Raw genomic sequence first — 14,497 nt, forward strand, 5'->3', positions numbered from 1 at the left:
CGGTCAGGGCCCCTTTTTACCCGATTGAGCCTTTCATTTCGAACTTGATCAGGCGGTTCATTTCGACGGCGTACTCCATGGGGAGTTCCTTGGTGAACGGTTCGATGAAGCCCATGACGATCATCGTGGTGGCTTCTTCCTCCGTCAAGCCTCTGCTTCGGAGGTAGAACATCTGCTCTTCCGACACTTTGGAGACGCTGGCTTCGTGTTCGAGCGTCACACCCTCCGACCGCACGTGGTTCACGGGAATCGTGTCGGACGTCGAAGTTTCGTCAAAAATCAGCGTGTCACACTTGATGTTCGCTTTCGACCCCGTCGCTTTCGGCCCGAATTCGCAGAGCCCGCGGTATGTCGTCTTGCCTCCCTGTTTGGAGATCGACTTGGAAACGACCGTCGACGTGCAATCCGGTGCCAAATGAACGACTTTGGCACCGGCGTCTTGGTGCTGACCCCGACCCGCGACCGCGATCGAGAGAATCGTGCCTTTCGCGCGCGGACCCAGCATGTAGACGGCAGGGTACTTCATCGTCAGCTTGGAGCCGATGTTGCCGTCCACCCACTCCATCGTGGCGTCTTCGTAAGCAACCGCCCGCTTCGTGACGAGGTTGTAGATGTTCGGTGCCCAGTTCTGAATCGTCGTGTACCGACAGCGTGCCCGGTCGCGAACGATAATCTCGACAACGGCCGAATGCAGGGAGTCGGTGGAGTAGATCGGAGCTGTGCAGCCCTCTACATAATGTACGAAACTGTCATCTTCGGCGATGATCAGCGTCCGTTCGAACTGGCCCATGTTCTCCGAGTTGATGCGAAAGTACGCTTGCAGCGGAACTTCACAGCGGACTCCCTTGGGCACGTAGACGAACGAGCCGCCCGACCAGACGGCGGAGTTGAGAGCTGCGAATTTGTTGTCGTGCGGCGGGATGACGGTGCCGAGGAATTTTTTGAAAATCTCAGGATGGTCGCGGAGTGCCGAGTCGGTGTCGGTGAAGATCACGCCCTTGTCGGCGAGGTCTTGTTGCATGGAGTGGTAGACGACTTCGGACTCGTATTGCGCGGAGACGCCGGCGAGGAAACTGCGCTCCGCTTCGGGGATGCCGAGTTTTTCGAACGTGTCTTTGATCTCCTCAGGCACCTCTTCCCACGTCTTGCCTTGGCGGTCGGTGGGCTTGACATAATAAGTGATATCGTCAAACTTCAAGCCGGAGAGATCGCCGCCCCAGGTCGGCATCTCTTTTTCAAAAAAGATCTCGAGTGCCTTCAAACGGAAGTCGGTCATCCAGCCGGGTTCGTTTTTCAGGGAGGAGATCTCTTCGACCGTTTTGCGGGTGAGGCCTTTTTGGAACTTGACGACGGAGATGTCTTGGTCGCGAAATCCAAAGCGGTAGTCGGTGGAGAGAGTCGGGAGTTCCTTGGGTGGTTTTTTTTCAGGATCGCTCATGGGGTGGTCCCTCCAATCGCCTGCTCAAGAGCGTTCCACGAGAGCAGGGCGCATTTGATGCGAGCGGGAAACTGGGCGACGCCGACGAGGACTTCGAGATCGCCCAAGAGGTGGGGATCAGAGGTATGGCCTTGCAAGAGGTTGCGAAATTCGGTGTTGAGGTGGAGAGCCTCTGAAAGCGGAAGTCCGATGACCGATTCGGTGAGCATGGAAGCGGACGCCATCGAGATCGAACAACCGTGGCCTTGAAAGGAAGCCCTGTGGATCACGCCGTCCTGCACGTCGAGAAAAAGCGTCACTTCGTCGCCGCACGTTGGATTTCGCAAGGCGACGGTGAGCGCTCCGTCCAGCGTTCCAAAATTGCGCGGGTGCTGGGAATGGTCGAGGATGACTTGGCGGTAGAGGTCGGAGAGGTTCGGGGTCATGGGTGGAACACCTCTTTTACACGAGCGAGTGCGGTTACGAGGGCGTCGACGTCAGCGCGTGTGTTGTAGATGCCGAAACTGGCACGGACTGTCGAAGTCACTCCCAGCCAGCGCATGAGAGGTTGGGCGCAATGATGGCCGGCACGAACGGCGATGCCATGCGCGTCGAGGACGGTCGCGACATCGTGCGGGTGAATCGTGCCGAGATTGAACGCGATGACGCCGCCCCGCGAGGTGGGGCCGTAGAGAGTGAGTCCTTCGATCTCACGCAGTTTTTCATACGCGTACTGCGTGACGTCCTGTATGGTTTCGTGAACATGCTCCATCCCAAGCCATGTGAGAAAATCCACGGCGGCACCCAATCCCACAGCTTCTGCAATGGCAGGCGTCCCCGCTTCAAACTTCCACGGCGCCGGCTTCCACGTGGAATCGTACAGTTCAACGGTGTCGATCATCTCGCCGCCCGATTGCACCGGCTCGGTCTGGGCGAGCAGTTCTGTTTTTCCATAGAGAGCTCCGATGCCCGTGGGGCCGTAGGTTTTGTGTCCGGAGAAGGCGAGAAAGTCGCAATCGAGCGCTTGCACATCCACCGGCATATGCGGCACCGATTGGGCGGCATCGACGACAATGACCGCGCCTGCCGCATGTGCAAGATCGGCAAGCGCACGAATCGGGTGAATGGTGCCGAGGACGTTGGAGATGTGGGCGAGAGCGATGCATTTCGTGCGCGGCGTAATTTCTCTCGCCGCGGCCACGAGATCAATCGTTCCATCCGAAAGCAGCGGCAAAAAGCGAAGCACCGCCCCCCGCTCCTTGGCCACGCGTTGCCAAGGCACGAGATTGCTGTGGTGCTCCGACACCGTCAACAAAATCCGATCCCCCGGCTGCAACTTTTGCGCGAGATACCCCTGTGCAACGAGATTGATCCCCTCCGTCGTCCCCCGCGTAAATACGATCTGTCCCTCCCCTTGCGCATGCAAAAAAGCGGCGACCTTGGCCCGCGCCGCTTCGTACAAGTCTGTCGCTTCGGCGGCAAGTTGGTAGACCCCCCGATGGACGTTGGCGTTGTGCATGCGATAGTACCGCTCCATGACGTCGAGGACCCGCTGGGGTTTTTGCGTCGTCGCTGCGTTGTCGAGGTAGACGAGCGGACGCCCGTTCATCTCCCGTTCCAGCAATGGAAAATCGTTCATCTCAGCACCCCCTTTCGATCCAGCCACTTGTCTGTCAGCACTTCCATTCCCACCGGCAACGGCGACGTTTGCACAAGCGGGGCGAGGAAGCTCTTGAGCAACAACTTGCGCGCTTCAAAGTCGGTGACGCCTCTTGATTTCAGATAGTACAACTGCTCTTCCGACAGCGGTCCGACGGAGGCCGAATGGTCGCAGCGCACGTCTTCTTCGTTGATCAGCAACATCGGAATCGGATTCGCCTGCGCCGTTTTGCTCAAGAGCAGGACGCGCTCTTCTTGGGAAGAGTCGGTGCCGACGGCTCCTTTTTCAATCTGGGAGACGGCACGGCAAGTCGCCTTGGCATGATCGGTCAGCAGGGCTCGCGTGCGAATTCGGGAGAGCGTATGGCGGCCGATGTGTTCCGCTTTCAACGTCAAATCGAGGTGCTGCTTCCCCGTTCCGGTCACCAACCCGTCGAGCCAGACTTCCGAACCGTCGCCCGTTTGTTCGACGATCACGTCCACCAAACCCGTACCCGATCCACGGTCATGAGCAAAAATCTGCACCCTCGCATCTCGTTCCACTTTCGCCCGAACATGCGCCGCTCGCGTCATCTGCGGGTCATGCTCTTGCAAAAAAGCCAACCGTACTTGCGCGTTCGGCTTCGCAAAGATCTCGGCGACAAAAACGCCGAACGCTTGCTCTTGCAACTTCGAGACTTCGCCTGCGACCACCGTTACGTCGCTGCCCTCCTCGGCGACGACGAGCAGACGGGGATGAAGCTGTCCGCCGCCGACGGTGCGTTGCCACCAGGCTTGCAACGGGACGCGGACCTGCACGTTTTTTGGAACGTAGACGAAAACGCCCAGGTTCCACACGGCCGTCGAGAGCGCCGTCCATTTGTCGTCCGCCGTGACCGCCTGCCCGAGATACGGTTCGACGAGGCTTGGAAACACGCGAACCGCCAAGGACAAGTCGGCAAAAATGACGCCGTTCTCCGCGACTTCCATGTCCAGATGATGTGCAATCTTGCGTTCATTGGCGTAGACGAGGCGGGAGACCTCGGCTTTTTTTCGACCGCGTTCCGATTGAAAGGGCGTCATCATCTCCCAGCGTTCCGGACAGGCGCGGTCCGGGTCGCGCGGTGCAAACGGGCCGAAGGGTCGAGTGCGTAGATCGAGGGTGTGCGGGGCGGGCAATTGTTCGTAGGCCGCCAATGCCTGTTCACGCATCTCGCGCAACCAGTTCGGCTCCTGCCGTTGCGTGGTCAAGATCTGCACCAGTTGTTTGCCCACCGCATCTACCGTCATGAGAAACAACCCCCTTCCGGCGGGTCGAACGCTTCCGGAGGTCGCGGATCGGAGGCGGCGAGTTTGGCTTGATCCTCGCGTTGCTTCTCTTCCTTGACCCAGTCGTAGCCTTTTTCTTCGAGTTGCGCGGCGAGTTCCTTGCCCCCGGAACGGACGATCTGACCGTCGAGCAGAACGTGGACGTGGTCGGGCTCGATGTAATTCAGCAATCGCTGGTAGTGCGTAATGACGAGGACGCCCATCTCGGGATTGCGCATCTCGTTGACCGCTTTGGCGACGATTTTCAGGGCGTCGATGTCGAGACCGGAGTCGATCTCGTCGAGGATGGCGATGCGCGGTTTGAGCAGGGCCATTTGCAAGATTTCGTTGCGTTTTTTCTCTCCGCCGGAAAAGCCTTCATTAAGACAGCGTTCGGCAAAGGACGGCTCGATGCCGAGTTCCTTCATCTTCGCCATCAAGTGGCGGTGAAATTGCAAGACAGGCAAGCCGTTGCCCTCTCCTCGTCGTGCGTTGACCGCAAGTCGCATGAAGTTGGCATTGGAAACGCCGGGGATTTCGGCGGGGTATTGCATGGCGAGAAACAGGCCTGCTCTCGCCCGTTCGTCAACGCTCATCTGGAGCAGGTCTTTGCCGTCAAGCACGGCCTTGCCTGCTGTCACTTCATAGCGCGGGTGGCCCATCAAGGCTTGGGCGAATGTGCTTTTTCCGGTTCCGTTTGGGCCCATGACCGCGTGAACTTCGCCGCCCTTTACTTCCAGGTTGAGCCCTTGCACGATGGGTTTGCCGTCTACGGAGACTTGCAGGCCCTCGATCTGTAACAGCGGTTGTGCCATTTGAGAAGCCTCCCTCCATGTGGGTACTACAGCATATGACGGAAAAAAGCCCGATGCGCTCGTTGGCATCAGGCTTTTTTGGAGGAAAGTGCAGGTATGTGTAGAGTGCTCGGCTGTGTAGATCGCTGCAACTCGTATTGGGTTTGTGAATGACTGGCTTGCGCGGCGGTCGACAGGACGGCGTCTCCCGTTGCGAGTCCAAGCAGAATCGCGAAGAGGAAAACAGGCCATCGTGGGCTTTTCATGGGAATTCGACACCTCTTTGCAGGGAGAGTAGGGGGATACTCAAATGTTTCGAGACCGCGGCTCGCGATGCGCGGGTCGTAAGTGTGGAAATTTCGGCAACTCTCCATTTTTATGCAAAAGAGGTCGTCCTTGGAGACTTCTAAAATAAGTAGCGAAACACGGTCTTGGCTTCCTCCGACATGAGGTCTTTTGACCAAGGGGGCGAGAATGTCAGCTCGACGTCGACCGTCTCCACGCCGGGGAGTGCGGAGACTCGACCGACGATGTCGTCCCGCATGGAGTCAAACGCCGGGCACCCCATGGCAGTGAGCGTCATCACCACCCGAACACGGCTTCCCGCTTCCAGAACCTGCACTTCATACACCAACCCCAGATTGACGATGTCCATCATCAACTCCGGGTCCCATACTTCCAACAACTCGTTGCGCACGTCTTCCTCCGTGATCACCAGACCGCTCCTTTCGCGTTGTGGGAAAGGTTTTGTCACAGTCTATGCGGAATTTTGGCGTTTTTTCTCGTGTTGGAGTTTTTTTATACGGGACAATCGCACATTTTCGTTCGACCCCGTCCATCCGCCTATTCCGATTTGACTCGTGGGACATAGGATACAGCATGTTCTCGGAAAGGGGGATTTACTGATGGGTACCTTTGGTGGCTACACCCGTTGGGCGGTTGTGTTCTTGATCATCTTCGTCCTGTTCGTTCTGCTAACCCCGGGTTACGGCGCGGGTTGCTAATCCCCCGACGTGAAAAAAAAAGGAGCGACCGCTATGTGCGGTCGCTCTTTTTTTGCTTAGAAAAAGGAGTTGTTCTGCTCTTGTTGATGAAGCACTTGCTTGATTTCTTCGGACAGGTGTTGCAAGGCTTGGATGTCCTCGGACTGTGCTTCGTGGAATTTCTGGTGGTATTCGGCGGCGAGTTCGAGATGGCCGTTGTGAATCATTTTTTCAATCATGGAGAGGATGTCGGCCACGGTGTTCGATTTGGTCTCGAACAGGATCTGCGCCGCTTTGATCTCGTCGCGGATCGCCGACATCTCGCCGTCGAGACGGTAGGAGGCTTCGGCAGCGCGGACCAGTCGTTCGCGGACTTGTTCCGGGATGTTGCCTTTGTATTTATAGTTCAACGAGTGCTCAATCGTCGCCCAGAAATTCATCGCCAACGTCCGCAATTGGACCTCCGCCAACAGTTCTTGCTCGCCGTGTACCGTCTGTACCGGGTACTTCACGATAAAGTGGTAGCTGCGATACCCGCTCGGTTTGCGGTTGGTTACATAGTCGCGCTCTTCCACGACGGTCATGTCCTTGCGCGCGCGGATGTGCTCGGCGACGCGGTGCATGTCTTCTTGGAACTGGCACATGATTCGAATGCCGGCGATGTCCGGCACTTCCTCTACGTTCTCCAGCGGGATGTTGAGGATCTTGGCTTTTTCGATAATGCTGGAGACTTTTTTGACCCGACCGGTGCAGAATTCGATCGGGGTGTATTCTTCCTTATGTTTAATTTCGGTTCGCAAGGAGCGGAACTTGACCTTGAGCTCCTCCACGGCCTGTTCGTAGGGAAGTAAGAACGTCTCCCAATCACGTCCGTACACACGGGACGCCCCCTTCTTCTCGCAATTCCAATCACACATTTGATCATAGCAAATTTGGCGGGATTCATCCATTTTTTATGATGCCTTATTATTGTATTCTCCGCAAGTTTGTACCCATGCGTGAGAGATTCTGTCGAAGGCGGGGGTTGTTTTGTCGCTTTTGTAGTATGGCTTGCGGGTGGGAATTTTATGGAAGTGAAAAGTAAGAGGAGCCGCGTGGTGGGCTCCTCTTTTTTGAATTAGATGAGTTCTTCGCCGTATTCCTTCACGAAGCTGGGGGCGTGCATACGGGCGTAGCGGATGGTGCCTTGGTCGTTGGTTTGGAAATGGATGGTAACCGGGACCCAGTTGCCTTTTTCACGGTAGCAGATGACCGTTTGGTGGCGGGTGGTGTGGGTCGGAATCGGGTTGACGATGTCGAGTCCCAGCAGGCGGGCGCCGAGTTGGTCGGCCGCTTCGCGCGTCAGGGGTTGCTCGTTCGGGATGTATTCGTACGCGATGGTTTGAATGGCGGTTACGTAGTCTTGGTAGTTCATGGGTAGATCGCTCCTTCCTTCGTCATGATAGCATATCTCCTCGGCAAATCAACTGGTACGGGCATCGTCCGCACGTGCCAAGTTCTTCGGTCTGCGCAAAGTCGGTCTCGTCGTCATGCATGGCGATGTGGTCGCAAGCCGCTTGGAGGCGGGATTGCATGGTTTCGAGATCGGCCGGCGCAATCGAGACTTCCGATTCCTCGTCGAGGGCTGTGAAATAGAGAACGGCCCGCTCGACGTGCCAACCGAGCAGTTCAACAGCGACGAGCGTATAAAGTTGCAACTGCGGCGTGTAGTGGTGCGTCGTTCGCTTGAGTTGCCGGCGGGTGATGCGGTTGGTTTTGTAGTCGAGGACGACGGCACGTCCGTTGTCTTTTTTGTAGAGCTTGTCGATGACCCCCGTGATGGCGTGGCGACCGGCGCGCAGGCGGAACATCATCTCGCTGTGTTGTTCGGTTGCCGATTGGACTTCGCGGAAGATCTCGCTCTGCGTATAGCGGACCAGGTCTCCCTCTAGGATCGGAATCCAAGCGTCCGCTTCGTCCCCGACGATTTTGCGTTCGGCGAGGGCATGGCGAAGCAGTGTTTGCAGGTCTGCCGGGTCTTGCAAAAGTTCCAAGACGCGGTGGACGAGCGTGCCTCGGACGGTCGGGTCGTGCTCGGCGTCGGTGTCGGCCAGTTCGGTGGAGGTGAGGTTGGGCTCCTCTACCGTTTCGTCCGCATCGAAGAGTGAAATTTGTTGCGTGTCTTCCAGCGGTCGTGCCAGTTCGGGCAGACGAAGTGCGTACTTGTAGAAGTATTGGCGCGGGCAGGTGAAGTACGTGAGCAGGGCGGAGACGGACAGCGTAAGCCCCGGCATCTCGTCAGCACGCGGTTGGATCGGGCCGAGCAGCGGGAAGAGTTCCGTGAGCGGAGGTTCCGATGTGCCGGGGCGTTCCGGGATTTCAAGGGTTGGTGTGGCTTCTGCGACTGCTGTATTTTTTTCAAAAGTGCCCTCGGTCGGTCCGATCTGCACCCAGCGCACGCCTTCCCAGTTCTGGACTTCGGCTGCTTGGAGCCAGCCGAACCAGCGCGAGTCTTCGAGCGTGGGGGCTGTTTTTTTCTCAAGGGCGCGGGTGCCGACGAGCAAGAGGTAGTCGCGGGCGCGGGTCATGGCGACATAGAGCTTGCGGCGTTCTTCGGCGAGGGCTTTTTGTTTGTTGTCTTCGGACAGCTTGGTCGAGTAGCCGAAGTCGTTCCAAGCGTCGTTCTCCGTGAAGGACGGGACGAGGCCCAGTTTCGAATCGTAGCGGAACTTGCCGCCCTCGCTCAAGTTGAACGTGCGGGCCATGTCGGGCAAGATGACCACGGGGAATTCGAGCCCTTTGGACTTGTGGATCGTCATGATCTTGACGACGTCGCTTTGGTCGGACTCGACTTGGGCGTCCTCCTCCCTGACTTCGCCGTCGATGCGTTTCTGGACTTCGGATAAAAACGCCAGCACACTTCCCCGCTCGGGGGGCTGGTCGTAGGCGATCTCCACCAATTTGCGGACGTTCCCGACTTTTTGGTCACCGCCGAACGTGAGGAGCAGGGCTTGCTCGTAGCCGGTGTGGTGGAGGATGGAGGTGAGAACTTCGGCGGCGTTTTTGTAAGACTTCTCTTCGCGCCAGAGTTGGAAGAGAGTTTGGGCACGCATGAGTTTTTCGCGGTCATCGAGTGCGAGGCGGTGCCAGTTTGGGAGCTCTCGCCAATCGGGGGCTGTCAGTCCCTCGCGACCGAGCCAGTAGAGGGCTTCGTCAGAGACCCCGAACAACGGCGAGCGCAGGGCTCCGATTCGGGCGACGGTATCGTGTTCCTCAACCAGCACTTGCAGGACGGAGACGAGGTCGAAAATTTCCTGACGGCGGAAAAAATCGCGGGAGCCGACGATGTAGTACGGGATGCCCGCTTGTTGCAAAGCGTGCTCATAGATGTAGACGTGCGTCATCGCGGAAAAAAGGATCGTGATGTCGCGGTATTGGACGGTGCGCAGGGTACCGTCTCGGTTCGGGAGTAGGGACTCTCCGCAGGAGCCATCGAAATCTTGCGTGCTACCTCCCCCGACCATTTCGCGAATTCTGGTTGCGACGATGCGGGCTTCGATCAATTTTTGTTCGAGGGAGCCGGGTTCCTCGGTCAAATGCAGGACTTCAACCATCGGCTGGTCGTGCGTCGCCGGGCGAGTCGCTTGCATCGGTTCGTACGTGCCCGGCATGAGCAGGTCGAACAACGAGTTGACGAAGGTGATAATCGGCTCCTGCGTACGAAAGTTGTGGGCGAGCGGGACGTGTTCCCCGCCGGACTCGCCGACTTCGCGCTGCGTGTCGAGAAATACTTGCAGGTCGGCTCCGCGGAACCGGTAGATCGATTGCTTGGCATCCCCTACGACGAACAGGCGCAAGTCGTCGTTGCCTGTGGTGAGCGCGTCGAGGAGATGTTTTTGCACGGGGTTGGTGTCTTGGAACTCGTCCACCATGAGAAAACGCAAGGATTTCGCCTGCCAATTGCGCACGTCGGGACGTTGCAAGAGACGGACGGCGAGGTTTTGCAGGTCGGTGAAATCGAGGGCGCGGTCTCGATTTTTTTTCTCGGTATAGAGCGTGTGGACCGCTTGTAAAAGATCGGCGAGGTACACGACTGTATCACGCAAGCCGGATGGGACGATGTGGCGAGAAACGGAGGGTACGTGGGCTTTGAGAGCGTTGACGTCAGGTTTGAGTTCCTTGACGAGCACACCCCAGCCGGACGTGAGTGTTTCGAGAATCACGGCGATGTCAGGCGTATACTCCCAGCCGCTTGCCCGCCATTGGGTGAGGACTTTGGAGATCGCCGGGTACTCCGCACGAAGGCGAAGGGCGCGGGCGACAGAGCCTTTTTTTGCATCGAGAGCGTCGAGGTCGAGGCTGAGGATGTTGCCGATGAGGGATTCCAGCGTATCGACAGCCGATTCAAGACCTGCGCTCAGTTCGTCCAGCATGGCAAGCGTGTGCGAGGTCATGCCGGTGAAGTCCTCCGTCTGTTCACGAACGCTCGGGTAAAAATCCATGATGTGGCGGAGAAGCGGTTCGTAGGCGTACTCGGTGATCAGAGCGAGCGTGCCTGCGTCCTCGCGGGCAAGTCCTTCGTCGAGGGCTTCGCGCACCGCTTCTTCGAGGCGAAACATCGCTTCGCTCTCTTCCAGTACGCGGGCTTGCGGATCGATGCCCGCTTCTAATGGATATTGGCGCAAGAGGTCGGAGCAATACCCGTGGATCGTCGTGATCGTGGCGCGTTCGACTTCTTCTTGCAAGAGCGCGATACGGCGTTTGTCCTCGTCGGCCGCTTCGTGCTTCCAACGAGAGAGTCGTTCCCGAATTCGCGCCTTCATCTCCCCTGCCGCTTCCTTGGTGAACGTGATCGCGACAATTTGACCGGGTCGGCTGGGATGTTGGTCGGAGTCTGCGTTTGCTTCAGTTTCGAGTTCCAGCGGCGGCAGAATCAGCGGATAGCCTGCGAGCATGGCGGTGTAGCGTTCGGTCAGCACCCACGTCTTGCCCGCACCGGCCCCTGCGGAGACGGTCAGATGACGTTCAAGATCGCGGATGGCTTTCCATTGGCCTGTTGTGGGTCGGGGGTCGGTCATTCGGACACAGCTCCTCTCTGCAGGGTGCGCAGGGCATTGTGGCGACAGACTTTTCGGAAGTCGCAGAACGTGCAATGGGTTTCGTCGCTCGGCAAGACAGGGTATTGACCGTCTGCCATGCGTTGGCGGTAGTCGTGCATCATGACTTCAGACGTGGAAAGCAACTCGTTCCACGATTCGTCGTCAAACTTGGTTTTTTTCTTGCCCATGCCAAGGGCGTCGAGATAGGGGGCCTTCACGAGTGCGCTCGTGGAACGGTCCACTTTTTCGATTGAATAATACGCAGCTCCAACGACTTCTCCGTCAGGGAAAAGCGCTTGTTCCACGGCGCGCACGTAGACGGGAAGTTGGAAGTCGATACCGTTCTGGATGGCGCGGGGCATCGGTTTGGTGTTTTTCGCTTTGTAGTCGACGACCATGAATTTGCCGTCGCGCGTGGCGTCGATGCGGTCGATCTGCCCGCGAAGTTTGAGGTCGCCTACGGTGATCGGTTCGCGCTGGGATCGCGGGTCGTGCTCGGGGCCGCTGTTCATGCCGAAGACCCATTCGAGATAGCGCGGGACGAGGGCGATGCCTTGGGCTTTCCAGGCTTCTGCTTCGCCGTCGAACCAATCGCGGAGTCGGCGAAGCAAGCGGTCGCGTTCGAGTTGTTGACGCAGGCCGACTTCGGTGTAGCGGTTGGATTGGGCGCGGGACCATTCCTCGGAAAAAAGCGTCTGAAGTTGGCTTCGCATGAAGTCGATCAACTCAGTGGTCACGCGGTCGACTTCGCGCAGTTGGTCGTAGAGTCGGTTCAAAACGCGATGGTAGAGGTTGCCCTTCTCCATCGCGGAGAGTTCGGCTTCCTCCTCCGATGTGGAGTCGAGGTTGAGCACGCGGGAGAGGAAAAATTTATAGCCGCACTCGCCGTAGCGGTTGAATTGCGAAACGCTGTAGATGCGTTCGGTGGAGTAGCGGTCGCTGAGTTCATCACGGATTTCTTGAGATTGGAGCAGGCCGTCGAAGCGGCTCTCTCCGACAGATGCGGCGCGGGCTTGCTCGCCTTCGACTTGGGAACGAACTTGCTTCCAGAAGTCAGGCTCGACTTGCAGAAGAGCTTCAGCTGCGAGTACGTCTTCGGCGTTCCGGTTCGTGCGACGCTGCATCGCGGCCAGCCAGTCGCGGGCTTCCGCTTGGTTGGAGATGTCCTTGGGCGACTGCGGGTAGAGCGCCGAGCCGCCCAGATAGTCGTCCGATTCCACAGCGAGATGAGGTGCAATCTCAAACAGTTGAGAGAGGAAGCGGGACGGGAGGTCTTGCTTGGATGCGCTGACGTAGGAAAAAGAGACCCCGACGGTCGCGGTGTGCAAGCCCATGAGGAAAAACAGGCGTTGCTGGTCGATCTGCACTTGCGGAGCGAGCAACGAGACGCGGTCGGTCAATTCTTCGCGCAAAGCGTCTCGCAGCAACCAAGAAGCACTCGGGACGGTCGGCCATTGGCCTTCGTTAAGGCCGACGAAAAAGACATGCTTAAACGTGAGTCCCCGCGCGGCAGAGGGGTTCAGCAGAGCAACGCCGTTCGGTTTGCCGCGTTCGAGAGTGATTTCCTCCGCGTTCAGGTAATTGCCGAGAAGTTGGACGAATTCCGTTCGGGTGTAGGCACTTTCTTCATCTAATAGGGCGTCCATGTGCTCGAGGGCGTCGAGCACTTTTTCCAAAGACTCGCGGGCACGGAGGTCGCGTTGCAAGTCGTTGAGACCGTAGCCGGAGTTCTCGCGGTATCGCTGAACCAGTGCATGTTGGAACGTCCCCTGCTCCGGTAAAAGCGCCCGCATCGCTCCCGCATGCGTTGCGCCGTCTGCTGTGCGCGGGAGTGAAGCGGTTTTGGCGGCGAGCAGGTTGAGGAAGTCGTAGAGGGCACGAAGTTCTGCGTTGGGCGAGCCTTCGAAGTCGAATCCCAGTTGCTCCTCGACTCTCTTTTTCCATAACGCTTGGCCTTTGACGACGCCGAGTTGGCGGGAAAGGCGTTGCGGGATGGTTTGTTTGCCTTTTAACGGGTGGTCTCCGAGCAAAGCGTCGGCTCCGGCGAGGACTTCCAGCGTGTCGCGGTGCCAGATCGCGTCGTCGAGGGTGTAGAGGGTCAAGAGGTCTCTCAACCACGGGACACGGTCTACGGGAAGTGAGACGTTTTGCTGGAGAGGCACTCCTTCGCGGGTGAGGACGCGGTGCAAGAGACCTCCGTGTTCCAGTTCTTGCGTTGTGAGGACGGCGATGTCGCGCAGGGAAACTCCCTCATGGTGCAAGTGCTTGATCTGCTTCGCGACCCACAGCCATTCTTTCTCCACCGTTCGCGCACGGAAGGTGCGAAGGGACGGTGTTTTTTCCAGAGATTGCGGGTGCGGGGCGAAGAGTCGGGCTTGGAGGTGCAGGAGATCCTCGGGGATGTCTGGTTCTGCGGCGGGATCGGCGTCCTCCAACCGCACTTGCAAACCATTCGCCAAAAACTGTGCCAGCGTCTGCTCCATCAAACCTGCCGCGCTTTCCATCCAACGCCAACGCTCCGTCTGATACGGCAAATAAATCTGCACTCGCTCAGCATGCAAAAACGGAATCACGACTTCCATCTGGTGCGGCAGGAAGTCCACGAAAGAGTCGATGAAGATACGGTCCACTCCGGGGAACAGCTTCTGCAAGCCGTCTTCGCGCAAGATGCGGGCAGCTTCGACGTAGGTTTCTTCCGTATCCTGAAGCGGGTACGCGCCGTTTTTCAACTCGCTGCGGTAGGATTCGTAGACTTGCGCGAGGACTTCCATCGCCTGTTCGTCTGCCGTTCCGCGCACCATCTCCACGATTTTCGACGGGTTGAGACGCGCTCGCGTCAATTCGCCGATGTGGCGTTGAAACGCAGAGACGACACCCGGACTGTGCGCCAGTTCTTCCAGTGATGCCCCGTTCCAGTGAACGCCTGCTCGTCCGAGCGTACGCAACACTTTTGCGACCAACCGTTCCGTCGCGAGAGCATCCAGTCGGACATAAGAGTTCCCGCTGCGACGCAGGACTTCCTCGACCACTTCAAACAGGGTGAGAATCTGCTCCCCCACCACGCCGGGCAGTCCTTCCAACACTGAATCCCGCACGACCCCTGCCAATCCGCGCGTCGGCACGATATAAAGGCAGGTCTGCGCGCGACCTGCCTCCACCAACTCTCGAAATTCCTGTACCCACAGTTCACGATGCCCGCTGTGGAACGGGCCGCAGATCACCTCTCGCATGTAGTTCCGACCTCCTTGTCTATCTCTCTATTCTACATGCATACAAAAA

At 58.0% G+C, this 14,497-nt stretch carries 10 protein-coding genes; all 10 read right to left on the reverse strand.

Features of this window, described 5'->3' with window-relative positions; translation table 11 throughout:
* Window positions 1-16: 16 nt before the first annotated feature.
* Window positions 17-1,438: a Fe-S cluster assembly protein SufB gene (sufB, locus tag JJB07_RS08775; RefSeq protein ID WP_201633772.1), complete on the reverse strand. Its 1,422-nt coding sequence runs from the start codon at window positions 1,436-1,438 to the stop codon at window positions 17-19.
* Window positions 1,435-1,863, reverse strand: coding sequence for a Fe-S cluster assembly sulfur transfer protein SufU (gene sufU / locus JJB07_RS08780; RefSeq protein WP_201633774.1), 429 nt, complete (start codon window positions 1,861-1,863; stop codon window positions 1,435-1,437). The genes sufB and sufU overlap by 4 nt, the downstream gene beginning before the upstream one ends.
* Window positions 1,860-3,056, reverse strand: a complete 1,197-nt coding sequence (locus tag JJB07_RS08785; RefSeq protein ID WP_201633776.1) for a cysteine desulfurase — start codon at window positions 3,054-3,056, stop codon at window positions 1,860-1,862. The genes sufU and JJB07_RS08785 overlap by 4 nt, the downstream gene beginning before the upstream one ends.
* Window positions 3,053-4,345: a SufB/SufD family protein gene (locus JJB07_RS08790; protein WP_201633778.1), complete on the reverse strand. Its 1,293-nt coding sequence runs from the start codon at window positions 4,343-4,345 to the stop codon at window positions 3,053-3,055. Before JJB07_RS08790 ends, JJB07_RS08785 begins: the two co-directional genes overlap by 4 nt.
* Window positions 4,342-5,178 carry a Fe-S cluster assembly ATPase SufC gene (sufC, locus tag JJB07_RS08795; RefSeq protein ID WP_201633780.1) on the reverse strand — a complete coding sequence of 279 codons (837 nt, stop codon included), beginning with the start codon at window positions 5,176-5,178 and terminating at the stop codon, window positions 4,342-4,344. Before sufC ends, JJB07_RS08790 begins: the two co-directional genes overlap by 4 nt.
* A gap of 385 nt (window positions 5,179-5,563) precedes the next feature.
* Complete coding sequence (locus JJB07_RS08800; protein WP_201633782.1) at window positions 5,564-5,872, reverse strand: iron-sulfur cluster assembly protein; 309 nt, start codon at window positions 5,870-5,872, stop codon at window positions 5,564-5,566.
* A gap of 345 nt (window positions 5,873-6,217) precedes the next feature.
* Window positions 6,218-7,018 (reverse strand): GTP diphosphokinase, encoded by an 801-nt coding sequence (gene yjbM, locus JJB07_RS08805; RefSeq protein ID WP_201633785.1) that lies wholly within the window; start codon window positions 7,016-7,018, stop codon window positions 6,218-6,220.
* Window positions 7,019-7,257: 239 nt separating this feature from the next.
* On the reverse strand, window positions 7,258-7,554 hold the full coding sequence (locus JJB07_RS08810) for a hypothetical protein (RefSeq protein WP_201633786.1): 297 nt from the start codon (window positions 7,552-7,554) through the stop codon (window positions 7,258-7,260).
* 22 nt (window positions 7,555-7,576) lie between these two features.
* On the reverse strand, window positions 7,577-11,197 hold the full coding sequence (locus JJB07_RS08815; RefSeq protein WP_201633789.1) for a UvrD-helicase domain-containing protein: 3,621 nt from the start codon (window positions 11,195-11,197) through the stop codon (window positions 7,577-7,579).
* Complete coding sequence (locus JJB07_RS08820) at window positions 11,194-14,448, reverse strand: PD-(D/E)XK nuclease family protein (RefSeq protein WP_201633791.1); 3,255 nt, start codon at window positions 14,446-14,448, stop codon at window positions 11,194-11,196. Before JJB07_RS08820 ends, JJB07_RS08815 begins: the two co-directional genes overlap by 4 nt.
* Between the last annotated feature and the right edge of the window lie 49 nt (window positions 14,449-14,497).

The sequence above is a fragment of the Tumebacillus amylolyticus genome (assembly GCF_016722965.1).
In the GTDB taxonomy this organism is placed as follows: Bacteria; Bacillota; Bacilli; order Tumebacillales; family Tumebacillaceae; genus Tumebacillus; species Tumebacillus amylolyticus.